Source organism: Bradyrhizobium sp. USDA 4461 (assembly GCF_054055655.1).
In genome coordinates, this window is record NZ_JBSRXM010000001.1 from 7,788,534 (window position 1) to 7,810,531 (window position 21,998).

The window sequence follows — 21,998 nt, forward strand, 5'->3', positions numbered from 1 at the left end:
CAATATCGCCGCGTTATGGCGAAGGCTCGATGAGGACCGCTCAAACGCGCACAAGATATTCCACCAAGCCTGCCCCATCGACGCAAAATCTGCTACCCCCACGCATCAAGGATCGCAGAGTGTTGCGACCGGTTGCGAATGTTGAAGCGATGCCTGGCGGCCCGATCCCGTTCTGAGCGATGCGACGAAATGTTTTCGCGCGCGATAGCCGGGGCAGGCGCGATATTCGCCTCCATCGAACGCAAGCACGATAGCTCTATTCTAATTCAAATCGAGCGGAGCGATGCGTCCGGTTTGCACGGCGAGCGGGCGCGCATTCATGCGTTTGCCGCTTCATTCTACATGCTTTGCACGATCACCAGGCAAACAGCTGAGCGCCACGAATCGCCATAAGCATCGCTAATCCGGAATGCGCATCGCGACGCGTGTTACTTCGAATTCGGAGGCGTGTCGTCGTCCATCTTGCCGCCATTGGCGACGCACTTGCTGAAATAGTCCCGCTGGGCCTTCGCACCACCCTTGGCGCTGCCGGAGGCCGGATTGCCGGGCTGAAGCGGCGGGAATGCCTTCGCCACCAAGGCATCGCAAGCGCGTGCCACTTTGACGTCGATCGCGCGCGCCGGAACGATGATGCCGGAAATGATGATCACGGCGTGAGCGATTGCAAAACCGGTGATAACTCTCATGACCAAACTCCGTTCCACGCCGAACCAACTTTTATCGCGCCCGGATTCGGCAGGAGCACTAGGTCCGATCGACGTCGTGATAGTCCCGGTACCAGGCGACAAACCTGGTGATGCCGTCCTCGATCCGCGTCCGCGGGCGAAAGCCGATTTCGCGCTCGAGGTCGGAGACGTCGGCTGACGTCTCCAGGACATCCCCAGGCTGCATCGGCAGCAACTGCTTGTCGGCCTGCCGGCCGAAGCCCTGCTCGAGCAGCGTCACCACATGCATCAGTTCTTCCGGCCTCGAGTTGCCGATATTGTACACCCGCCAGGGCGCCTTGCTCGATCCGGGATCGGGGTGCGCGCCCGACCAGCCGGCGTCGCCTTCGGGCGGACGGCCGATCAGCCGCGCCATCGCCTCGACCACGTCATCCACATAGGTGAAGTCGCGCCGCATATTGCCGTTGTTGAACAGCTGGATCGGCTTTCCCTGCGTGATCGCATCCGCGAACGCATAGAGGGCCATGTCCGGCCGATACCACGTCCCATACACGGTGAAGAACCGCAGCCCGGTCGTCGGAATGCGATAGAGGTGGCTGTAGGAATGGGCGATCAGCTCGTTGGCCTTCTTGGTCGCGGCGTACAGGCTGACCGGATGATCGACATTGTCGTGGGTCGAGAACGGCAGCTTGGTGTTGGCGCCGTAGACCGACGACGAGGACGCAAACAGCAGGTGCTTGCAGGCGGTATGCCGGCAGCCCTCGAGGACATTGAGGAAGCCCTCGAGATTGGAATCCACGTAGGCGTGCGGGTTCTGCAGGGAATAGCGCACGCCGGCCTGCGCGGCGAGATGCACCACCACCTCGAAGCGATAACGCTCGAACAGCGCCTTCATCCCGGCGCGATCGGCAAGGTCGAGCTCGACGAAGGTGAAGCCGGGGTGCTGCTTGAGCAGATCGAGCCGCGCGCGCTTCAGCGCCGGGTCATAATAATGGTTCAGATTGTCGATGCCGATGACCGGCTGCCCTGCCCGCAGCAGATGCTCCGCCAGATGGAAGCCGATAAAGCCGGCGCAGCCGGTGACGAGTAGATTGCCTGCGATCACCACGTCCTGCCTGTGTCTTTCGCCTTGCGCCGGAGCCGCCGACGACATCAGGCGCGGCCGCAGCTTTCGCTTTCGCGTCGGCTGCAAGGCACGTCAGTTGCTGGCGGCCGGAGCTTTGTAGTCCGGAAAGCGGCTCAATACCGCGGCCTTCATGAACTTGAAGTGCGCGATCTCGGTCGCCAATTCCTTCAGGCGGCGCTGGCCGTTGGAGATCTCGGCGTCAAACAGGTCCTGATGGTAGTTGTCAAGCGCCTCGCGCTCCAGATACTCGTCGGTGCCGTTGCCAAGCGTCACCGCGGCGCGGGCCAGAACGTCGTCGACACGGCGGCCAAGACCGGTCTGCTCGCTTTCGGCCGCCTGCAACGCGGCTTCGATCGCGGCCATGATCGATCCGATCCGGGCGCGATCGGTCTCGGCATCGCGCTCGGCCGAGCGAGCCTTGAAACCTTCCTCGCCACGCCGCGACCTGATCAGGTCATGCGCGCGAGCCCGCAAAAACAGCTGAAACATCAGTCGGTATCCGGTTCGGGCCCATTCAGGCAGGATAGGCCAAAAATCACCCGGTCTTAGTTAAAAAAGGGTGAATTGCCTTCGTAGCCGGCCCTCAGGTCGGCCTTCCACTTGATCCAGGCCTTATCGTGCTTGTCGTAGAGTTCCAGCCACCGTCCCTCGCCGGCCGACGGCACGAGCCCTTGCCCCTGCTCTTCTCGGTCCGGCAACGCGGAGTCCAAGCCCTCGAACTCCGACGTCTCTTCAAGCGTGAGACCGACCAGCACGCGCCGGCCACTGACATCGACGACATACCGCCTTGGCGAATGCCCCCTGAGATCACTCATGCTGTGCAAGTTCCCTCACGCTGCCGAGCGCCGACGACAAGACCAGGCCGGCACCCAGCCCAACTGCCATAACGAAGACAAGATGACCCATTGCATCTCGCACGCCAACCCCAACTGGCCCGACTGTCGCGCTACCTCGATCGAACTAGCCCGCTAGAACGCGCGGCGCACATGACCGAATGCGCTGACCGGCTGTTCCCGTCGCGACGATCTGGTGGCCGACGGCGCCACATAGGGCGCATAGATCCGATATTGTGCGCGGCGCCGATGCGATCGCCACGCGCGCGCGGCGAAGCCGGAGAAGAAACCTGCGACGAACGCCGCCGCGAGAATGAGAACAGGAGAAAGCATCACAATCGTCCACATTCGCCCCGATGTTATTAACATTCGGACTTGTGACGACATCATGATTGCGCGCGCCGAAAGATTGTTCAGCCGCGGGAATCTTTGTGCAACCGAACGACGCAATGATCAGGCGCCAATCGGAGTTGTTCTCGCGAGAACGATCTCAGGAGAACCACCAGAGCATGAATTTCAGGAACATCGAACTGAGAAGATAAATCCACCCCGCCATCGCCAGCACCGTCAGTCCGACGAAGACACCCGATGCGCTTTTCTCCTTCAGGCGCACCAACAGCGAATTTTTTTCTTCTTGCCGATACAACATTTCAAGCTCGAGACGCATCTGATTCAAATCAGCTAGCAGTCAATTTCGATGATCTCGTGACGCGCCGCGCGAGCGATCCGCCCGTCGCATCACAGATGGTCATTGCAAAATCTCGTGAAGCCGCGCGTCGTCGCTCGACGAATTCCGCTTGAAGAAAATCCTCGGCTGAAAATCCTTGCCCGAACATCCTGGCCTCGGACGCGGGAGATCAGTGCTCGGGGGAGGCCGCGCGCAACGCCATGACGACACGGCGCCCTGCGCCGCCTGCATCTCAATTTAACATTGGAGACCTCGCACGCGCATTCGCCACAGCCGCGTTACACGCGGAAGAAGACGAGCCAGACGAGGCCGAGGATCAGGACGGCAAGCCCGATCGACACCGTGAGCAGCGCGAGCACCGAAGGTCCAGGCTCGGCCTGGCGCGCCTCGGTCGGGGTTTCAATGATCTGACCGTGTCGTTCCGTTGCCATAAGACCTCCTTGCTTAAGTGCCTGTAATTCCGGCGGTTGCTGCTCCCCTTCGCAAGGCCAACGCGTGATCAGGAGTGACGTTCCGAACCGTTTGACGGCGGTCCGACGGCGTCCCGCGCACCGCGTCAAACGGGCGCAGGCTTGAGGCCACGGTTAACGCCGTTACGAGATTCACCGGGCCATGTTGTTTCAAACCGGGGTTCCCGGTGTTATCCTTGACCGTTCCGTCGGTTGCGTAATTGGAGTTTTCCCTATGGCCCCTCGCGCCAACTGGAAGGGCTTTTTGCGCCTTTCGCTCGTGACTTGCCCGGTTGCCCTGTACCCGGCGACGTCGGATACCGAGAAGGTCTCGTTCAACCAGATCAATCGCAAGACCGGCCACCGCATCAAATACGCCAAGGTCGATGCCGAGACCGGCGAGGAAGTCGCAACCGACGACATCATGAAGGGCTACAAGGTCGACACCGACACCTATATCGAGGTCACCAAGGAAGAGCTCGACGACATCGCGCTGGATTCGACCCGCACCATCGAGATCGACGAATTCGTGCCGCGCAGCGAGATCGACAGCCGCTATCTGATCCGCCCCTATTATCTCGTGCCCGACGGCAAGGTCGGCCACGACGCCTTCGCGGTGATCCGCGAAACCATCCGCAGCATGGACAAGGTCGCGATCGGCCGCGTGGTGCTGACCAACCGCGAGCACATCATCGCGCTCGAGCCGCTCGACAACGGGCTGATGGGCACGCTGCTGCGCTACCCCTACGAGGTGCGCAGCGAGAAGGAGTATTTCGACGATATCCAGGACGTGAAGATCACCAAGGACATGCTCGATCTCGCCAAGCACATCGTCGAGCAGAAGTCCGCCGAGTTCGATCCGGAGGAGTTCGAGGACCGCTACGAGCAGGCGCTGATCGATCTGATCAACCAGAAGCGCAACGGCATCAAGATCGCCAAGCCCGCCGCCAAGGCCAGCGGCAACGTCATCAATCTGATGGACGCGCTGAAGAAGAGCCTCGCCAACGAGAAGCAGGCCGCACCGGCCAGGAACGAGGCAAAGGCCGCGAAGGGCAAGAAGCCGAAGAAGCGCATCGAAGGCCAGCGCGAGATGCTGCTGCCGATCTCGGGCAGCGGCAAGCGCGAGCCCAAGGAGACCGCCAAGCCCGAGCCGAAGAAGGCCGAGAAGGCAACGCGCGCGCAAGGCACCGCGGCGCGGAAGAAGGCCGGCTGAAATTCGCGCGCATGCCGATGCCGCGCGCGTTGAATGGAGACGACCGGGACGGCTGAAGCGGGAACGCGATGAAGCGGCGCCTTGCGGCGCTTACTTGCAGCGCTTTACTTGAATGCAGAACTGACGGCGGTGAATTGGCCTGCCACCTGGGTGCCGATGCCCCTGACGCCGGCGACGATCACGATGCTGATGCCGCCAGCAATGATGGCGTATTCGATCGCAGTCGCCCCGACCTCATCTCGCAGAAATCTTGCCAGCAACGCGCGCATGAAAAGCTCCTGTCCGACGCCCGCGGCTTTGTCTCCCGCGCCGTAGTAATATTCCAGCAAAACTAGGCCACATTGGTTGACGGCCCATTGAGGGACAGGATGAACGATCGCTTAAGGGTTGCGCAGAAATTCACTGCCAGTTTTGCCTGCATCATGGTGCCGCCGCGCGCGCAATCGGCTCGCGATTGGGCGTAAACGCATATCAGGACTACCCGATCCGGCCCGCCGCTCGGCTTTACCCGTCGGCGGAATCCTGTTCCTTTATCGGACAGGACGACAACGAGGCCGGACCAAACCGGCCGCATTCGAAGGGAGTGACCGTCATGAAGCTCGGCACCGCGATCGCGGAAATCATGAAGCGGGAGGGGATCGAGATCCTCACGGGCTATCCGGTCAACCACCTGATCGAATACGCCGCCGCCGCCGACATCCGCCCCGTGATGGTTCGCCAGGAACGCATCGGCGTCCACATGGCGGATGCGATCTCCCGCGTCACCTCGGGCGAGAAGATCGGTGCGTTCTGCATGCAGCACGGCCCCGGCGCCGAGAATGCGATGGGCGGCGTCGCGCAGTGCTACGGCGAATCCGTCCCCGTGCTGGTGTTGCCGATGGGCTATGCGCGGCGGCTTGCCAATATCGACCCGAACTTCAATTCCAGCCAGGCGATGAAGGCGTTTTCGAAATCCTCCGAGCCGATCAACATCGCAGCTGAAGTCGGCAACATCTTCCGTCGCGCCTTCACCAAGCTGAAGAACGGCCGCGGCGGTCCGGTGATCGTGGAAATCCCCGCTGACATGTGGAACGAGGAGGTGCCGGAGCCGCTCAACTACACGCCGGTGCTGCGCACCCGCTACGGCGCCGATCCTGTCCATGTGAAGGAAGCCGCCGCGCTGCTGATCAACGCCAAGCGTCCGGTGATCTATGCCGGCCAGGGCGTGCACTATGCGAAGGCCTGGCCGCAACTGAAGCGGCTCGCCGAACGGCTCGCGATCCCCGTCACCACCAGCCTCGGCGGCAAGTCGTCATTCCCCGAGACGCATCCGCTGTCGCTCGGCTCCGGCGGCCTCGCGGTGCCGCGCGCGGTGCCGAAATTTTTGGCCGACGCCGACGTGATCTTCGGCATCGGCTGCTCCTTCACCGAGACCTCGTTCGGCATCGCGATGCCGAAGGGCAAGACCATCATCCATTCGACGCTCGATCCGAACCACATCAACAAGGATGTCGAGGCCAGGATCGGCCTGGTCGGCGACGCCGGCCTGGTGCTCGACGCGCTGCTCGAGGAGATCGGCAAGACCGTGACCTCGGACCGCAACGCCGGCGCGGTCGCGGAAGAGATCGCCGCGTCCCATAAGGAATGGCTCGCCAAATGGATGCCCAAGCTGACGCATAACGACGCGCCGCTCAATCCCTACCGCGTGCTGTGGGACCTGCAGCACACCGTCGACATCCATAACACCATCATCACCCACGACGCCGGCAGCCCGCGCGACCAGCTGTCGCCGTTCTGGAAGTCGGTCGAGCCGCTGTCCTATATCGGCTGGGGCAAGACCACGCAGCTCGGCTACGGCCTCGGTCTTGCGATGGGCGCCAAGCTGGCAAAACCGGACAAGCTCTGCATCAATGTCTGGGGCGACGCCGCGATCGGCTTCACCGGCATGGATTTCGAGACCGCGGTGCGCGAGCGGATCCCGATCATGTCGATCCTCCTGAACAACTTCTCGATGGCGATCGAATTGAAGGTGATGCCGATCTCGACCGAGAAATATCGTTCCACCGACATCTCCGGCGACTACGCCGCAATGGCCCGCGCCTTCGGCGGCTACGGCGAGCGCGTGACCAAGCCGGAAGACATTATCCCCGCGATCAAGCGCGGCATCCAGAAGACCAAGGAAGGCGTGCCGGTGCTGCTGGAGTTCATCACCAGCAAGGAGACCGAGGTGTCGCGGCCGGGGACGTGAGGGCACCTCACACGCCCTCACCCACTTGATTTGACCTCGCCTGCGCGGGCAAGCTCTCTCCGACGCAAGATCGGAGGGAGCAATGGCGCGCATCCTGGTGCTGGGGGCCGGCTTTGCCGGGCTATGGGCCGCGCTCGGTGCGGCCCGCAAGCGCGACGAGATCGGCGCCCGGGCGGCGGACACCGAGATCCTCGTCGTCGATCGCAACGCCTATCACAACATCCGGGTGCGCAATTACGAGGTCGATCTCGGCGACGTCGCGCTGCCGCTCAAGGATCTGCTCGATCCCGTCGGCGTCGCGCACAGGGTGGCTGAGGTCGCGGCGATCGATCCGGCCAAGCGCGAAGTCGTGGTCAAGACCGGCGCGAGCGCGGATACGTTGACTTATGATCGGCTGGTGCTGACGACCGGCAGCGAGCTGCTGCGCCCTGCCATCGCAGGCCTTGCCGCGCACGGCTTCGACGTCGACACCTATGGCGCCGCGATGCGGCTCGACGCGCATCTGGCGGCGCTCGGCAGGGAGCCGCCGTCGCCGGCGCGTTCGACGGTCGCGGTGATCGGCGCGGGATTTACCGGGATCGAGGTCGCGGCCGAAATGCCGGCCAAGCTCGCGCGCGCCGGCATCACGGGCGGTCGTCGCGTGATCCTGATCGATCCCAATCCGGTGGTCGGTGCGACCTTCGGCGCGCCTGGCCGTCCCGTCATCAACGAGGCACTGACCGCGCTCGGCGTCGAGACCCGGCTGAATGTCAGGGTCAATGCCATTGGTGCCGACAGCATCACGCTCGATAGCGGCGAGATCATTCCGACAAAGACCGTGGTGTGGTGTGCCGGCATGCGCGCGAGCCCGCTTGCCGCGATGCTGCCGGGCAAGCGCGACGCGCTCGGCCGGCTCGCGGTCGATCGCACCATGCGGGTCGAGGGCCTCGAGGGCGTGTTCGCCGCCGGCGACGTCGCGTCCTGCCTGATCGACGGCGCGCATCCGACCGTGATGTCCTGCCAGTTCGCGCGGCCGATGGGCCGCTTCGCCGGGCACAATGTGGTGGCCGACCTGTTCGGCGAAAAGCTGCTGCCGCTCACCATCGACTGGTATGTGACGGTGCTCGATCTCGGGGCCTGGGGCGCGCTCTACACCACCGGCTGGGACCGCGAGGTGCACAGCACGGGCGCGGCCGCGAAACTCACCAAGCAGACCATCAACCAGCAGCGCATCTATCCGCCGCGCAACGGTGATCGCGCCGCGCTGCTCGCGGCCGCCGCGCCGACGATCCAGGCGGCACCGCCGACACGCAAGTAGTTGAGGCTCACATCCCCCAATCGTCATTGCGAGCGAAGCGAAGCAATCCATCCCTCCACTTACTCGGATAGATGGATTGCTTCGTCGTTATGCTCCTCGCAATGACGGCGAGTACGTCCGTTACTGCGACAGCTTCACAAAATCCGGAAACTTCAGCTTGCCCTCGGCGATCGCCTTCGGCCAGACCGTGATCTGCTTGCCGTTCTGCCACTGGAACACAAGGCCGGTGACGGCGCCCGGACCGGACTTGATGCCGTGGGTGAACTCGTCGTTCTTGCCGTAGAACTGGATCTTGCCGATCGTGCCTTCGAAGTCGGTCTTCTCGAGCTCGGCGACCATCTTGTCCGGATCGGTCGAGCCGGCGCGCTGGATCGCTTCCGCGATGATGTAGACCTCGTCATAGGCGGTGTAGCCGGTGTAGGCCGGCGGCGTGCCGAACTTGGCCTTGAAGGCGGCCGCGAACGGCTTTGTCTTCGGCGTCACCGCGACGTCGGGCGTCGCGACCGCGAGCGACGGCACGCCTTCGGCCGCGCCGTTGGTGTCGCCCCAGAATGTCGGGCTCAGCGCCTGCGCGCTGATGCCGAACATCGGGATCGGCACCTGCTGGTTCTTCCACTGCACCGTCGGCTGTACGCCGACATGGGAGATGCCGGTGACGATCACGTCGGGCTTGGCCGCTTCCATCTTGTTGAAGATCGGCGTGAAGTCGGTGGTGTCGGGCGAGAAGCGGATGTGCTCGACCACCTTCAGCCCCGCCTTGGGCAGGCACGCCTCGTAGCCGACGTCGAGCGGCTTGGTCCAGGCCGCGTCCTCGCTCATGATCGCGACCGACTTGAACTTGAGCTGGTCGACCAGCAGCTCCTTGGCCGCGTCGCAGACCAGCTGCGCCTGCGCCGCCGAGGTCAGATAGCCGTGGAAGGTGTACTTGTTCTTCTCATAGTCGTTATGGATGGCCTTGGTGATCTCGTTGGAGGCCGCGCCTGGCGTGATCAGCGGCATCTTCAGCCGCGAGGCCCACGGCTCCAGCGCCAGCACGACCTCGCTGATGTAGCTCGCGATCACGGCCGAGACCTTGTCCTCGCTCACCGCGCGCTGGAAGGCGCGCACGGAATCGGCCGACGAGCTCTTGTTGTCATAGGTGACGATCTCGATCTTGCGGCCCATCACGCCGCCCTTGGCGTTGATCTCGTCGGCCGCGATCTGCGCGCCGCCCGGGGTTGCCGCGCCGGCAATCGACTGCACCTCGGCGATGACCCCGATCTTGATCGGATCCTTGGACTGCGCATAGGCCGGCGCCGCGAGGCACAGCGCGAGCGCAGTCGCCAACAGGCTCAAACGGGTGGCAGTTGAATAGCGTGACATGATGATCTCCCTTGCTTTGCTTTCTTGTTTTTAAATCTTCGAACGTCAGAGAAAGTCCTTGCCGGCCTCCGCGGCGAACCGGCCCGGATCGCCCTCCCAGACGATCCGCGCGTGCTCCAGCACATAGACGCGGTCGGCATGCGGAAGCGCGAACGTCACGTTCTGCTCGCCGAGCAGCACCGTGATCTTGGTGGTCTGGCGCAGCTTCTCCAGCGCCTTCGACAGCAGTTCGAGGATCACGGGCGCGAGGCCCAGCGTCGGCTCGTCGAGGATCAGGATCTGCGGCTGCATCATCAGCGCGCGCCCGATCGCCAGCATCTGCTGCTCGCCGCCGGACAGCGTCTGCGCCATCTGGCCCTGCCGCTCCTTGAGGATCGGGAACAGCTCGAACAGCCAGGCGAGCTGTTTCGCCCGCGCAGCGTCGTCGAGATGCTGGCCGCCGAGGTCGAGGTTTTCCCGCACCGTCATCTCGCCGAACAGCTCGCGCGATTCCGGGCACTGCACGAGACCCGAGCGGGCGATCTTGGCCGGTCCGGTGCCGCGCAGCGGCTGCCCGCCACGCAGGATCTCGCCGGTGTAAGGCAGGAAGCCGGAGATGGTGTTGAACAGCGTGGTCTTGCCGGCACCGTTGAGGCCGACGACGGAGACGAACTCGCCCTCATGGACGTGCATCGAGACGTTCTCCAGCGCCTGCGCCTTGCCGTAATGCACGCTGACATTCTCGACCTGCAGCAGCGGCACCTTATCCTTGAACGAGGTCTCGGGCCGCGCATGGGTCTCGATCGCGCCGCCGAGATAGACCCGCCGCACGGTCTCGTTCTTCATCACGTCTTCGGCGCGGCCGGTCGTGATCTCCTCGCCGAGATACATCGCAAGCACGCGGTCGACCATCGCCGCAACGCTCTTGACGTTGTGGTCGACCAGCATCACCGCCCGCCCCTCGTCTCGGAAGCTGCGGATCAATTGCGAGAACATGCCGACCTCGGCGCTGGTCAGCCCGGCGAAGGGCTCGTCGACCAGCACCACTTTTGGATCACGCGCGATTGCCTTGGCCAGTTCCAGCCGGCGCAGATCGGCGAACGGCAGCGTCGGCGGACGGCGGTTCATCACCGCCCCCAGGCCGACGCGCTCGGCGATCCACTTGGCGCGCTCGGTCAGCGCCTTGTCGGGAAACAGCATCAACAGGCTGTCGGGCAGCAGCGCGACCATGATGTTCTCGAGCACGGTCTGCCGGTTCAGCGGCCGCGAGTGCTGGAACACCATGCCAAAACCCTTGCGCGCGATTCTGTGCGCGGGCAGGCCAGCGATGTTCTCGCCCTCGAACAGCACCTCGCCCGCGGTCGGGCGCTCGATGCCCATCACGCTCTTCATCGCGGTCGACTTGCCCGAGCCGTTCGGCCCGATCAGGCCGAGGATCTCGCCGGGATGCAGATCGAACGAGAGGTTCTTCACGGCGGTCAGGCCGCCGAATCTCTTGGTCAATCCGCGGACGGTGAGGGTTGCGGTGGTCACAGTCTGATCCATCAGGAGCGCGCCTCGCGTGACAGGGCCGCTCCGAGGAAACCGCCGGGGAAGAACAGGACGACGAGCAGCGCCACCGCCGAGACGATGAAGGTTGCAAGCTCGCCGGTCGGACGCAGGAACTCGCCGGCGACGATCAGGAAGATCGCGCCCAACGCCGCGCCCAGCACGGTGCGCCGGCCGCCGAGCACGGCGGAGACGATGACGTTGACGCCGACCGCCACGTCGACCACGGTGCCGACCGAGGCGGTGCCGAAATAGAACACCAAGAGCGCCCCCGACAGGCCCGAGAAGAACGCGCTGACGATGAAGGCCGCGAGCTTGTGCTTGACGATATTGAAGCCGAGCGCGCCGGCCTGCACCGGATCCTGCCCGCTCGCCTGCAACACCAGGCCGACGGGCGATTGCGACAAGCCGTACAGAATGGCCGCGCTCACGGTCATGAAGCCGAGCGCGATCCAGTAGTTGGTGCCGGCATTGATGCTGATCACGTCGGGGATCGTCAGCCCGATCTCGCCGCCGGTCAGATCGGCGAACACCACGACGAAGTTCTGCAACATCAAGACCGCGACCAGCGTGGTGAGGCCGAAATACGGCCCCCTCACCCGCAGCGCCGGCAGTGCCAGCACGAAGCCCGCGACCACAGAGGCCAGCGCGCCGAGCAGGATGCAGACATAGACCGACCAGCCATACTGGTTGTTGAGAATGCCGGCGGTGTAGGCGCCGGTGCCGATCAGGAAGGTCGGTCCGAAATTGACCTCGCCGGCGAAACCGAACAACAGGTCCCAGGCCATCGCGAACACGCCGAAATAGAACGCGACGGTGAGCAGGCCGAGGATGTAGCCCGAGACGTAGAGCGGCAGCGTCGCCGCGATCGCCACGCAGGCCAGCGAAATGAAGAACAGGCGCGAGGTGAAGAAGTTGGCCATCTCAGCGCCTCCCGAGCAGGCCCTGGGGCCGGATATACATCACGAACACCAGGAGCAGCAGCGCCGGAATGGTGCGGTAGGCCGGCGAGATCATGTAGGCCGTGATGGTCTCGAGATAGCCGACCACGAAGGCCGCGATCAGCGAGCCCGACACACTGCCGAGACCGCCGAGCACCACGATCGAGAACGCGCTCGCGGTCAGCGGTCCGACGCTGTAGGAGCTGACGCCGAGGAACATGCCGAGCAGCACGCCGGCGATGCCGGCCAAAATGCCGTAGATGCCCCACACCACGATGTAGATCTGGGTGAGCTCGAGCCCGAGCAGCGTGACGCCGCGCGGGTTCATCGAGGCCGCCAGCACCGCCTTGCCGGTCCGCGTCCGGTTCACCAAGAGCCAGAGCAGGCCGATCACGAGGCAGCACACCAGCGCGGTGAAGATGTTGTTGCGCGGCGTGCGGTTTCCGAAGATATCGACGACGCCTTCGACGATCGGCAGCACGGTCTTGGCATTGTTGGTGAAGAAATAGGCGATCAGCTCCTGGATCATGATGCCCCACAGCAACGTGCCGGTGAGGACGAAGATTTCCTTCTCCTCATTGGGGATCCGTGTGGAATTCTGGATCGGCTTGACGACTGCGAAATAGGTCGCGAACGACACGATCAGCGCCACGCCGACACCGAACAGCGCGCCGGTGTAGATGTCGAGGTGCAGCACGCTGGCCGCGGCCCAGGCCGCGACCGCTGCGGCCACCATGATGGCGCCGTGGGAGAGATTGAGAACGCCGGAGACACCGAAGATCAGGGTGAAGCCGGTGGCGCCGAGCGCATAGAGCGCACTGATGGCAAAGCCATCGATCAGGATTTGTAAGGCAAGCATCTCAGATTGGCCGCGGCAGCCGGGCTGCCTGTTGTGGAGGACGCGGGACCGAATAAGGATGCTCCCGGGAGCGACCCGGGAGCATTATCATCGGTTAATTGGTGGTGAGCTTGATGAAGCTCGGGAACTTGAGGTCGCTCTTGGCGACCTCCTTCGGCCAGACCGCGACCTGCTTGCCGCCCTGCCACTGCAGCATCAGTCCGGTGATCAGGCCCTTGCCGTACTTGATCGAATGAGTGAACGGATCGTCCTTGCCGTAGAACTGGACGCGCCCGATGGTGCCTTCCCAATCGGTCTTCTCCAGCGCATCGACCATCTTGTCGGCATCGACCGAGCCGGCGCGCTTCACCGCATCGGCGATGTAGTAGACCTCGTCATAGGCGGTGTAGCCCGCATAGGACGGGTAATTGCCGTAGCGCTTCTTGAAGTCCTCCGCGAACGGCACCGACTTCGGCGTCACCGCGACGTTCGGGCCGGACACGCCCTGATACAGCACGCCTTCCGCGGCATCATTGGTGTCCTTGCCGAAGGTCTCGTTGGTGGCCTGCGAGGAGATGCCGAACATCGGGATCGGCACCTGCTGGTTCTTCCACTGCACGGTCGGCTGCACGCCGACATGCGAGATACCGGTGATGATCACGTCGGGCTTCGAGCCTTCGACCTTGTTGAAGATCGGCGTGAAGTCGGTGGTGTCGGGCGAGAAGCGGATATGGTCGACGACCTTGAGCCCGATCTTGGGCAGGCACTCCTCGTAGCCGACGTCGAGCGGCTTGGTCCAGGCTGCGTCCTCGCTCATGATGACCGCGGTCTTCATGTGCTTCTGATCGACCAGGAGCTCCTTGGCGGCGTCGCAGACCGACAGCGCCAGCGCCGCCGAGGTCAGGTAGCCGTGGAAGGTGTACTTGTTCTTCTCGTAGTCGGCGTGGACGCTCTTGCTGATCTCGTTGGAGGCGGCGCCGGGCGTGACGAACGGCGTCTTCAGGCGCGAGGCCCACGGCTCGAGCGCCAGCACCACTTCGCTGATGTAGCTCGAGATGACGACGTTGACCTTGTCCTCGTTGACCGCGCGCTGGAACGCGCGCACCGAATCCGCCGAGGACGAGTGATTGTCATAGGAGACGATCTCGATCTTGCGGCCGTCGATGCCGCCCTTGGCGTTGATCTCGTCGGCGGCCAGCTGCGCTGCCTGCGGGATCGAGGCCCCCGCGATGGCCTGAGCTTCGGCGATCACGCCGATCTTGAGGGTGTCAGCGGCAAGCGCGCCGCCGGGGCTGGCTGCCAACAGGCCCAACACGGCCGCTCCGGCAAGTTGCTGCATCGTATGAACAGGCAGTCGCGATGTTCTTTTCACCCTGTTTCTCTCCTCTTTTGTGTTCTTGTTCGGCTGCTTCGAGCTCTTGGGGCCGGACTATAGCCGCGACAAAATGCGCAGCAAGTGAAACTGCGCGCAGATCGCCATGCTTGGACGGCGACTAAAGTAGTGGGTCGGAGTGAGGCGGCTGAATAAATATGAGGCAGCGCCGGAATAAAAGGCGCGGGGCGCCAAACTCTCCATCCGTCATTCCGGGGCGCGCCTCTTGGCGCGAGCCCGGAATCCATTAAGCCGCATCACCTGTGGTGAAATGGATTCCGGGCTCTCGCTTCGCGAGCCCCGGAATGACGAAGGGATAGAGTAGCGTGGGCCTCGCGAGAAGGCGGATGTATGACTCGCAGACCGTGTAACAATCTCGGTGTCGTCCCTGCCTAGTGCGCAATTGCGCACGGGAGCAGGGACCCATAACCACAAATACTCATTATCGAAACGATGCTGGAACGACGAGTCCCTTTGATAACGAAAGTCACGGCGTATGGGTCCCTGCTTTCGCAGGGACGACAGCTGTGAGTTTGGCTACAAGCCCTACTCCGCCATCTCCGCCGGCGGCCGCGTGGCGGGGCCGGCGAGTGGGCGCTCTTCCATCGTGATCATGCAGATCGACGCGGTGGTCAGCAGCACGGCGGCGGCGCCGAACACGTAGCGGAAGGCCGTGATCATGTCGGCCATCGGGATCGCGCTGACGGTGCCGGCGGAAGCAGCGTGATGCTCGCCGGCGAGCGAGATGTCGGTGCCGAGCGTCATCAAGAGGATCGTGGTGAAGGCGGCGACCGTGAACGACGCCATCATGGCGCGGAAGAAGTTCATCGCGCCGGTCACGGTGCCGACCTGCGGCCGCGCCACCGCGTTCTGTAACGACACCACGCTGATCGGGAATGTGGTGCCGAGCCCGAGCGCGAATACGCTCATGACAAGCAGCAAGCCCCACAGCGGCAGCGTCGTCACCGCCATGCCGACGGCACAGATCGCGGCGACCGAAGTGCCGACGATCGCGACGCGCTTGTAGTGCTTGGCCTTCGCCATGGTGCGGCCGGCGATCGCCGCACCAAAGGTCGAGATCGCCGCGAGCGGGATCAGCGCGAGGCCGGCCTCGCTGGCGGTGAGGTGATAGACCACCTCGTAATAGAGCGGCAGGTGCACGGTGAGGCCGACCATGGCGCCGAGCGCACAGCCGCCGGCGCCCATCGCGAACGGCACCACCGAGCCGCCGAGCAGCGACAGCGGCAGGAACGGCTCGTCGGCGCGGCGCGCGTGCCAGACGAAGGCACCGGCGAGCGCGATCGAGGCGCCGACCATCGCGGTGATGGTCGGCGACAACCACGAGAGACGCGTGCCGCCCCAGGTCAGCACCAGCATCAAGACGACGGCCGAGGCCATCAGCAGCACGCCGCCGAGCCAGTCGACCTTGCGCTTGCGGTGGAACACCGGGATCTTGCCCATCTTCGGCAGCAGCAGCGCCAGTGCAGCGGCCGCGAGCGGCAGGTTGATCCAGAAGATCATCGACCAGTGCAGATGCTCGGCGAACACGCCGCCGACCACCGGGCCGAGAATGCCGCCCGCCATCCAAACGCTGGAGAAATAGGCCTGGTAGCGGCCGCGCTCGCGCGGAGTGACCACGTCGGAGATCACGGTCTGGACCACGGGCATGATGCCGCCGCCGCCGAGCCCCTGCAGGCCACGGGCAACGATCAGCATGGTCATGCTGGGCGCGATCGCGCACAGCACCGAGCCGACCACGAACAGGCTGAGCGAGGTGATGATCATGACGCGGCGGCCATAGATGTCGCTCAGCGTGCCGAACACGGGCGCCACCGCGGTGGAGGCGAGCAGATAGGCCGTGATCACCCAGGACAGATTGGTGACGTCGTGAAACTGGCGCCCGATCGTCGGCAGTGCGGTCGCAACGATGGTCTGGTCGAGCGCGGCCAGGAACATCGTCAGCATCAGGCTGATGACGATGGTGCGAACTTCATCCGGATTGAGCGGTGCCGGCGGCGCCAGCGGGGGCGCGTCGCTGAGCTCGATCACCTCGCTTGGAAGACGGGACAGCTCTCCGGCAATGTCGTCAGGCAAAGTGGATTGGTCGGCAGGAAAACGGCTCTGCCGTTCATACTTGTTCATTTGAGGCGTAATGCTGCTGCGCGGGCGCATCCCGCGATGGAATCATTCTCTGTTTTGCAATTTATGCAGCAATTGCCTGCTGAGGCAGGCACCCCAGCGCATGGGTGCATCCCACCGCGCTGTTCTCGCGATGACGTGATCGCGGACGCAGCGGCAACGTCAGGCTTTGGTCGATTTCGGTCGCTTCTTCAACTGCGCCTGCTTGGGCAGCACCGCCGGCCAGCGCACGATGTGACTCTCGAGGTCGGCGTCGTTGACGTCGAGCTCGGTGCCCTCCACCCGCCCGCGCACCGAGACCCCAGCTTCATGAACGGTGTTGGGATCACCGGAGACCAGCGGATGCCACCAGTAAAGGTCCCGCCCCTCGGCCACGAGGCGATAGCCGCAGCTCGGCGGCAGCCAGTTCAGGGTCCGGACATTTTCCGGCGTCAGACGGACGCAATCCGGAACCTGGTCGGAGCGGTTCGGATAGTCCTTGCAGACGCACAGGCCCGCATCGAGCAGCTTGCAGGAGATATGGGTGAAATAGATCTTGCCGGTGTCCTCGTCCTCCAGCTTCTCCAGGCAGCAACGTGCGCAGCCGTCGCACAGGCTTTCCCATTCGGCGCTGGACATTTCTTCCAACGTCTTGGTTTTCCAGAAGAATCCCTCCTGGTCCGACGGGCGCTTGGGCGGTGCGGTCATGCTATCCCTGAATTTACGGTGCAGATCTTCTTGGGACGCCGGCGCCGCCTCCGCAAGGGGGTGCGATTGCGGGGTCCCAAAAGCCGGTGGGCAGCGTTAGGCCTTTCATTAAATTCACCAGCCGCGCCATTGGTTTATGGCAGCCGCTCGGATAGAACGTGGAACGAGTCCCCAACGACGCAAAAGCGCCTTGGGATTGCCGCAACATCGAAGCAAGACGCTGGCCTGTGCCCGTTAGGGCGCCCGCAGTGCTGTCAAACTGATCAAGGGTCGGTCCTTTCAGATCATGCCGTCGCATTGGAAACAGAAGGTCCGGAATTTCTTCCTGGACCTCGATGCGCGTATCGACTCGACGCTGTTCTCGTCGGGCAAGGGCCTGCGCGAGCTTTACGAGCGCTATTCCACCTTCATGGACCGCTTCTATGTCGGCCGCTGGAAGCGCTGGGTGTTCATCGAGCCGCTGTCGGAAGCCGCAACCCTTGGGCTCGGCGGCATGATCCTGCTGCTGACGCTCGCGATCCCGGCGTTCCGCGAGACCGCCGACGAGGACTGGCTGAAGAAGTCCGACCTCGCGGTGACCTTCCTCGACCGTTATGGCAACCCGATCGGCAGCCGCGGCATCAAGCATAATGACTCGATCCCGCTGGAAGACTTTCCGGACAACCTGATCAAGGCGACGCTCGCCACCGAAGACCGCCGCTTCTACGATCATTTCGGCATCGACGTACCGGGCCTCGCCCGCGCGCTCGTCACCAACGCGCAGGCCGGCGGCGTTCGCCAGGGCGGTTCGTCGATCACCCAGCAGCTTGCCAAGAACCTGTTCCTGAACAATGAGCGCACCATCGAGCGCAAGGTGAAGGAAGCCTTCCTTGCGATCTGGCTCGAGACCCGGCTGACCAAGAACGAGATCCTCAAGCTCTATCTCGACCGCGCCTATATGGGCGGCGGCACCTTCGGCGTCGACGGCGCCGCGCACTTCTACTTCAACAAGTCGGTGCGCGACGTGAATCTCGCGGAAGCCGCGATGCTCGCCGGCCTGTTCAAGGCGCCGACCAAATACGCCCCGCACATCAACCTGCCCGCGGCGCGCGCCCGCGCCAACGTCGTGCTCGACAACCTCGTCGATGCCGGCTTCATGACCGAGGGCCAGGTGTTCGGCGCCCGCCGCAATCCCGCAGTCGCGGTCGACCGGCGCGACGAGAACTCGCCGAACTACTATCTCGACTACGCCTTCGACGAGATGCGCAAGCTGGTCGACACCTTCCCGAAATCCTACACCGAGCGCGTCTTCGTGGTCCGCACCGCGATCGACATGAACGTGCAGCACGCGGCCGAGGAAGCGATCGAGAACCAGCTCCGCCAGTTCGGTCGCGACTATCACGCGACCCAGGCCGCGACCGTGGTGTCCGATCTCGACGGCGGCGTTCGCGCCATGGTCGGCGGACGCGACTACGGGTCGAGCCAGTTCAACCGCGCCACCGACGCCTATCGCCAGCCCGGCTCGTCGTTCAAGCCGTATGTCTACACCACGGCGCTGCTGAACGGCTTCACGCCCAATTCGAAGATCGTCGATGGTCCGGTCTGCATCGGCAATTGGTGCCCGCAGAACTATGGCCACTCCTATTCCGGCCTGATCACGCTGACGCAGGCGATCACCAACTCGATCAACGTGATCCCGGTGAAGCTGTCGATCGCGATCGGCCAGAAGCTGCAGCCGAAGGCGCCCAATCCGGCCAAGTTCGGCCGCGCCGCGATCGTCGAGGTCGCGCGGCGCTTCGGCCTCACGGCGCCGCTGCCCGATACGCCGTCGATGCCGATCGGCTCCGACGAAGTCACCGTGCTCGAGCATGCGGTGGCCTATGCGACCTTCCCGAACCGCGGCAAGTCCGTGACGCCGCATGCCGTGCTCGAGGTGCGCACCGGCGCCGGCGATCTGGTCTGGCGCTGGGACCGCGACGGTCCGAAGCCGCGACAGGCGATCCCGCCGAATATTGCCGCCGACATGGCCGGCATGATGAGCCACGTGGTCAGCGAAGGCACCGCGCGCCGCGCCGCGCTCGACGGCATTCCGACCGCGGGCAAGACCGGAACCACCAACGCCTATCGCGACGCCTGGTTCGTCGGCTACACCGGCAACTTCACCTGCGCGGTGTGGTACGGCAATGATGACTATTCGCCGACCAACCGCATGACCGGCGGTTCGCTGCCGGCGCAGACCTGGCACGACATCATGGTTGCTGCACATCAGGGCGTGGAAGTCCGCGAACTCACCGGCGTCGGCATGGGCCAGAAGCTGCCGCAGGCGCAGGCCAATGCCCAGGCCAACGCGGCGCCGCGCGTCCTTGAGACCAAGCCGGGTCCGCCGCCGGTGCTGACCAAGCGCGGCGCGGATATCCTGGTGCGGGTCGAGAAGCTGCTCGACGATGCCGCCAGAACCGCCGAGAAGACCACCGGCAAGACCACGCTGAACGAGCCCTCGAAGACCGGCAAGGCGGAGTCCTCGAGCGCGCTGGCGTTCCCCGAAAACTACGTTGCCGCGGCCGGGCCGGACGGCGCGACACCTTCTGTGCCACGCAAGAACTGACGTGCGGCTCCTCCTCACCACTTTGCTGGCCCTCGTGATCGCCACCGCCGTCGGCCTCGGCCTGACCTACGCGACGGCGACGCGCGGCACCGATCTCGGCACGCTGAAGATCGGCGCCTGGACCGCGCGGCCGAAGAACGGCACCTCGGACGTCGATCCCTATTCGCGTGCCACCATCGCACGCAGCGGCGAGCTGCCGATCGGCACCGGCGACGGCATCGCGTTCTCGGCGACGTCAGACGACAAGAACAAGCCGCTCGACGGCCGCTGCGACGTCGTGGTCAGCGGCGTGACCCCGGCGGCGCGGTTCTGGACGCTGACGCTGTTCGACCGCAAGGGCCACCTCGTGGCCAATTCGCTGCAGCGCTACGGCTTCACCAGCCAGGAGATCATGCGCGCCTCCGACGGCACGTTCGAGATCCACATCGCCTCGCGCTCGCGCGCCGGCAACTGGCTGCCGACCGGCGGCATCGAGCGCTACGCGCTGATGCTGCGGCTCTACGACACGCCGGTCGGGGTCGCGACCCGCACCCAGCGCGACGCGCCGATGCCCTCGATCACCACGACGGGCTGTTCATGATCCGCGTGCTGCTCACCATCCTCGCAGGCGTGCTGCTCGGCGGCGTGGTGCATCTCGTCAGCGTGCTGGCGCTGCCGCGGATCGCCTCGCAGGACGCCTATTCGCGGCTGACGCCGATGACCAAGCTCAACGAGGTGACGCAGCTGCCGCTGGCCGACCCGAGCCACGCGCCGATGCCGCTGATGGATCCGGCCTTCGCGGTGGCGATCTGCCGCTACGATCTCTCGACCGGGCCCCTCAAGCTCACCGTGCCGGTCAGCCAGGCCTACACCTCGGTGTCGTTCTACACCCGCAACGAGGTCGCCTATTACGCGATCAACGACCGCTCCGCCGGCAAGAAGGTGATCGAGCTCGACCTGATGACCGAGGCGCAGCACAACGATCTGCCCGAGGACGAGGAAGTCACCGCGGCCGACCGGCTGATCATCGACTCGCCGACCTCGACCGGGCTGATCCTGCTGAAGGCGCTGGCGCCGGAGCCCGGCCTGATGCCGCAGGCGCAGGCCTCGCTCGCGGCCGCCTCGTGCAAGGTGCAGAGCGAGCCGGTCGCGGCCAAGCAGGAGGCACCGCCGCCCCCGCCGCCCCCGCCGCCCGCTCCTGCCCCGCCGCCTGCGGCACGCAAGCGCTAGCTTGCTAACGCCAGGTGCCGGCCGCAACGGCAGGTCTCGTAATCGACGGGATCGTGGCTGTTGACGATCGTGACGTCAGCGCCATGCGCGGCCTTCAATTGCCGCAGCCGCTCCTGGTTCTGGACGCGCGCTGCGCGATCCATGTCCGCCCGGCGCTGGAACATGCCGAGCACCAGCGGGATCCGCGGCCTTGCATCGAGCTGGGCGTGATGGAAATAGGCATCGCCGGCGTGCAGCAGCCACTTGCCCTGGTCGCGCACCGCGATGCCGCAATGGCCGAGCGTGTGGCCGTGCAACGGAATCATCAGAATATCCGGCTCGCGATCACCGAGCGCGCGCACGCCCTTGAAGCCGAACCAATCCTCACCATCGGCGCCATAGAACGCCCAATCCGGCCCGTGCTGCCACTGCGCCGTGATGTAGCGTCCTACCGGCGGCGCGACCTGATGTGTCACCGCCATATCGTACTCCTTGCGATGGACATGCACCCTGGCCTTTGGAAAGTCAGGCACGCCGCCGGCATGGTCGCGATCGAGATGCGTCAGCAGCAGATGGCGCACGTCACCAGGCGAAAAGCCGAGCGCGTTCACCTGCTGGACAGCCGTCTCGGCCGGATCGAGCCGCGGCGTGGTCTGCCGCACCCATTTGCGCCCGAGCCGCGGCGGGTCGCCGATGTCGTCGAGCCCGATCCCGGTGTCGACCAGCACGAGGCCGTCATTGCTCTCGACCAGCAGGCAGTGACAGACCATCCGCGCCCGCTGGAAGATGCTGCCGCTGCCGTTCACGAGCCGCTTGCCGATCGGGCACATCGTGCCGGTGTTGAGATGATGGATGCGCATGA

The 21,998-nt window shown here is 64.4% G+C and carries 22 protein-coding genes; 6 read left to right on the forward strand and 16 right to left on the reverse strand.

The features are described from left to right. Positions 1–428: 428 nt before the first annotated feature. The 7 genes from ACVINW_RS36580 to ACVINW_RS36610 all read right to left on the reverse strand — a co-directional run bounded on the left by ACVINW_RS36580 (position 429) and on the right by ACVINW_RS36610 (position 3,743). On the reverse strand, positions 429–686 hold the full coding sequence (locus ACVINW_RS36580) for a hypothetical protein (protein ID WP_456755777.1): 258 nt from the start codon (positions 684–686) through the stop codon (positions 429–431). A 58-nt stretch (positions 687–744) separates the two neighbouring features. Next, entirely contained in the window at positions 745–1,773 is a 1,029-nt protein-coding gene (locus ACVINW_RS36585; protein WP_456756583.1) for an NAD-dependent epimerase, read from the reverse strand. 90 nt (positions 1,774–1,863) lie between these two features. Beyond that, positions 1,864–2,280 (reverse strand): hypothetical protein, encoded by a 417-nt coding sequence (locus ACVINW_RS36590; RefSeq protein WP_456755778.1) that lies wholly within the window; start codon positions 2,278–2,280, stop codon positions 1,864–1,866. 56 nt (positions 2,281–2,336) lie between these two features. Then, positions 2,337–2,606 (reverse strand): hypothetical protein, encoded by a 270-nt coding sequence (locus tag ACVINW_RS36595; protein ID WP_456755779.1) that lies wholly within the window; start codon positions 2,604–2,606, stop codon positions 2,337–2,339. Between the two features lie 153 nt (positions 2,607–2,759). After that, on the reverse strand, positions 2,760–2,957 hold the full coding sequence (locus ACVINW_RS36600; RefSeq protein ID WP_456755780.1) for a hypothetical protein: 198 nt from the start codon (positions 2,955–2,957) through the stop codon (positions 2,760–2,762). A 157-nt stretch (positions 2,958–3,114) separates the two neighbouring features. Further along, complete coding sequence (locus ACVINW_RS36605) at positions 3,115–3,291, reverse strand: hypothetical protein (RefSeq protein WP_212019182.1); 177 nt, start codon at positions 3,289–3,291, stop codon at positions 3,115–3,117. Between the two features lie 299 nt (positions 3,292–3,590). Next, positions 3,591–3,743 carry a hypothetical protein gene (locus tag ACVINW_RS36610; RefSeq protein ID WP_456755781.1) on the reverse strand — a complete coding sequence of 51 codons (153 nt, stop codon included), beginning with the start codon at positions 3,741–3,743 and terminating at the stop codon, positions 3,591–3,593. A 253-nt stretch (positions 3,744–3,996) separates the two neighbouring features. Between ACVINW_RS36610 and ku the strand changes: the two genes are divergently transcribed. Then, the gene (gene ku / locus ACVINW_RS36615; RefSeq protein WP_456755782.1) at positions 3,997–4,974 is read left to right on the forward strand and encodes a non-homologous end joining protein Ku; all 978 of its coding nucleotides are present in this window, start codon (positions 3,997–3,999) and stop codon (positions 4,972–4,974) included. Positions 4,975–5,078: 104 nt separating this feature from the next. On the opposite strand, the gene ACVINW_RS36620 is transcribed toward ku, so the two are convergent. Beyond that, positions 5,079–5,303, reverse strand: coding sequence for a Flp family type IVb pilin (locus ACVINW_RS36620; RefSeq protein WP_456755783.1), 225 nt, complete (start codon positions 5,301–5,303; stop codon positions 5,079–5,081). Between the two features lie 203 nt (positions 5,304–5,506). Between ACVINW_RS36620 and ACVINW_RS36625 the strand changes: the two genes are divergently transcribed. Together ACVINW_RS36625 and ACVINW_RS36630 are read left to right on the forward strand one after the other, a co-directional pair. Beyond that, positions 5,507–7,201 carry a thiamine pyrophosphate-requiring protein gene (locus tag ACVINW_RS36625; protein WP_456756584.1) on the forward strand — a complete coding sequence of 565 codons (1,695 nt, stop codon included), beginning with the start codon at positions 5,507–5,509 and terminating at the stop codon, positions 7,199–7,201. An 82-nt stretch (positions 7,202–7,283) separates the two neighbouring features. Further along, positions 7,284–8,498, forward strand: coding sequence for an NAD(P)/FAD-dependent oxidoreductase (locus ACVINW_RS36630; RefSeq protein WP_456755784.1), 1,215 nt, complete (start codon positions 7,284–7,286; stop codon positions 8,496–8,498). A 120-nt stretch (positions 8,499–8,618) separates the two neighbouring features. Here ACVINW_RS36630 and ACVINW_RS36635 read toward each other — a convergent pair whose 3' ends face one another. From ACVINW_RS36635 to ACVINW_RS36665, 7 genes are all read right to left on the reverse strand, one after another. Next, positions 8,619–9,860, reverse strand: coding sequence for an ABC transporter substrate-binding protein (locus ACVINW_RS36635; protein ID WP_456755785.1), 1,242 nt, complete (start codon positions 9,858–9,860; stop codon positions 8,619–8,621). Positions 9,861–9,905: 45 nt separating this feature from the next. Next, positions 9,906–11,384, reverse strand: coding sequence for an ATP-binding cassette domain-containing protein (locus tag ACVINW_RS36640; protein WP_456755786.1), 1,479 nt, complete (start codon positions 11,382–11,384; stop codon positions 9,906–9,908). Continuing rightward, positions 11,384–12,310, reverse strand: a complete 927-nt coding sequence (locus tag ACVINW_RS36645; RefSeq protein ID WP_456755787.1) for a branched-chain amino acid ABC transporter permease — start codon at positions 12,308–12,310, stop codon at positions 11,384–11,386. Before ACVINW_RS36645 ends, ACVINW_RS36640 begins: the two co-directional genes overlap by 1 nt. Position 12,311: 1 nt before the next feature. Further along, positions 12,312–13,187 carry a branched-chain amino acid ABC transporter permease gene (locus tag ACVINW_RS36650; protein WP_050424320.1) on the reverse strand — a complete coding sequence of 292 codons (876 nt, stop codon included), beginning with the start codon at positions 13,185–13,187 and terminating at the stop codon, positions 12,312–12,314. 94 nt (positions 13,188–13,281) lie between these two features. Next, positions 13,282–14,505: an ABC transporter substrate-binding protein gene (locus ACVINW_RS36655; protein WP_456756585.1), complete on the reverse strand. Its 1,224-nt coding sequence runs from the start codon at positions 14,503–14,505 to the stop codon at positions 13,282–13,284. 579 nt (positions 14,506–15,084) lie between these two features. After that, on the reverse strand, positions 15,085–16,680 hold the full coding sequence (locus tag ACVINW_RS36660) for an MDR family MFS transporter (protein ID WP_456755788.1): 1,596 nt from the start codon (positions 16,678–16,680) through the stop codon (positions 15,085–15,087). 159 nt (positions 16,681–16,839) lie between these two features. Then, on the reverse strand, positions 16,840–17,364 hold the full coding sequence (locus ACVINW_RS36665) for a YcgN family cysteine cluster protein (protein ID WP_456755789.1): 525 nt from the start codon (positions 17,362–17,364) through the stop codon (positions 16,840–16,842). A 286-nt stretch (positions 17,365–17,650) separates the two neighbouring features. Between ACVINW_RS36665 and ACVINW_RS36670 the strand changes: the two genes are divergently transcribed. Genes ACVINW_RS36670 through ACVINW_RS36680 form a run of 3 tightly spaced genes read left to right on the forward strand, consistent with a single transcriptional unit; the run spans position 17,651 to position 21,157 of the window. Next, the gene (locus ACVINW_RS36670) at positions 17,651–19,948 is read left to right on the forward strand and encodes a transglycosylase domain-containing protein (RefSeq protein ID WP_456755790.1); all 2,298 of its coding nucleotides are present in this window, start codon (positions 17,651–17,653) and stop codon (positions 19,946–19,948) included. Between the two features lies 1 nt (position 19,949). Beyond that, the gene (locus ACVINW_RS36675; protein WP_456755791.1) at positions 19,950–20,528 is read left to right on the forward strand and encodes a DUF1214 domain-containing protein; all 579 of its coding nucleotides are present in this window, start codon (positions 19,950–19,952) and stop codon (positions 20,526–20,528) included. Beyond that, on the forward strand, positions 20,525–21,157 hold the full coding sequence (locus tag ACVINW_RS36680; RefSeq protein WP_456755792.1) for a DUF1254 domain-containing protein: 633 nt from the start codon (positions 20,525–20,527) through the stop codon (positions 21,155–21,157). The genes ACVINW_RS36675 and ACVINW_RS36680 overlap by 4 nt, the downstream gene beginning before the upstream one ends. Here the strand turns inward: ACVINW_RS36680 and ACVINW_RS36685 are convergent. After that, positions 21,154–21,996, reverse strand: coding sequence for an MBL fold metallo-hydrolase (locus ACVINW_RS36685; protein WP_456755793.1), 843 nt, complete (start codon positions 21,994–21,996; stop codon positions 21,154–21,156). The two genes, ACVINW_RS36680 and ACVINW_RS36685, sit on opposite strands and share 4 nt — an antisense overlap. Between the last annotated feature and the right edge of the window lie 2 nt (positions 21,997–21,998).

What these genes read in the sequence shown, in the direction of transcription:
- ACVINW_RS36605 (WP_212019182.1), bottom strand. Translation starts at nt 3,291, where the DNA reads ATGCGTCTCGAGCTTGAAATGTTGTATCGGCAAGAAGAAAAAAATTCG.
- ACVINW_RS36670 (WP_456755790.1), top strand. Translation starts at nt 17,651, where the DNA reads ATGCCGTCGCATTGGAAACAGAAGGTCCGGAATTTCTTCCTGGACCTC.
- ACVINW_RS36640 (WP_456755786.1), bottom strand. Translation starts at nt 11,384, where the DNA reads ATGGATCAGACTGTGACCACCGCAACCCTCACCGTCCGCGGATTGACC.
- ACVINW_RS36635 (WP_456755785.1), bottom strand. Translation starts at nt 9,860, where the DNA reads ATGTCACGCTATTCAACTGCCACCCGTTTGAGCCTGTTGGCGACTGCG.
- ACVINW_RS36595 (WP_456755779.1), bottom strand. Translation starts at nt 2,606, where the DNA reads ATGAGTGATCTCAGGGGGCATTCGCCAAGGCGGTATGTCGTCGATGTC.
- ACVINW_RS36590 (WP_456755778.1), bottom strand. Translation starts at nt 2,280, where the DNA reads ATGTTTCAGCTGTTTTTGCGGGCTCGCGCGCATGACCTGATCAGGTCG.
- ACVINW_RS36665 (WP_456755789.1), bottom strand. Translation starts at nt 17,364, where the DNA reads ATGACCGCACCGCCCAAGCGCCCGTCGGACCAGGAGGGATTCTTCTGG.
- ACVINW_RS36680 (WP_456755792.1), top strand. Translation starts at nt 20,525, where the DNA reads ATGATCCGCGTGCTGCTCACCATCCTCGCAGGCGTGCTGCTCGGCGGC.
- ACVINW_RS36660 (WP_456755788.1), bottom strand. Translation starts at nt 16,680, where the DNA reads ATGAACAAGTATGAACGGCAGAGCCGTTTTCCTGCCGACCAATCCACT.
- ACVINW_RS36630 (WP_456755784.1), top strand. Translation starts at nt 7,284, where the DNA reads ATGGCGCGCATCCTGGTGCTGGGGGCCGGCTTTGCCGGGCTATGGGCC.
- ACVINW_RS36610 (WP_456755781.1), bottom strand. Translation starts at nt 3,743, where the DNA reads ATGGCAACGGAACGACACGGTCAGATCATTGAAACCCCGACCGAGGCG.
- ku (WP_456755782.1), top strand. Translation starts at nt 3,997, where the DNA reads ATGGCCCCTCGCGCCAACTGGAAGGGCTTTTTGCGCCTTTCGCTCGTG.
- ACVINW_RS36685 (WP_456755793.1), bottom strand. Translation starts at nt 21,996, where the DNA reads ATGCGCATCCATCATCTCAACACCGGCACGATGTGCCCGATCGGCAAG.
- ACVINW_RS36645 (WP_456755787.1), bottom strand. Translation starts at nt 12,310, where the DNA reads ATGGCCAACTTCTTCACCTCGCGCCTGTTCTTCATTTCGCTGGCCTGC.
- ACVINW_RS36655 (WP_456756585.1), bottom strand. Translation starts at nt 14,505, where the DNA reads ATGCAGCAACTTGCCGGAGCGGCCGTGTTGGGCCTGTTGGCAGCCAGC.
- ACVINW_RS36650 (WP_050424320.1), bottom strand. Translation starts at nt 13,187, where the DNA reads ATGCTTGCCTTACAAATCCTGATCGATGGCTTTGCCATCAGTGCGCTC.
- ACVINW_RS36600 (WP_456755780.1), bottom strand. Translation starts at nt 2,957, where the DNA reads ATGCTTTCTCCTGTTCTCATTCTCGCGGCGGCGTTCGTCGCAGGTTTC.
- ACVINW_RS36580 (WP_456755777.1), bottom strand. Translation starts at nt 686, where the DNA reads ATGAGAGTTATCACCGGTTTTGCAATCGCTCACGCCGTGATCATCATT.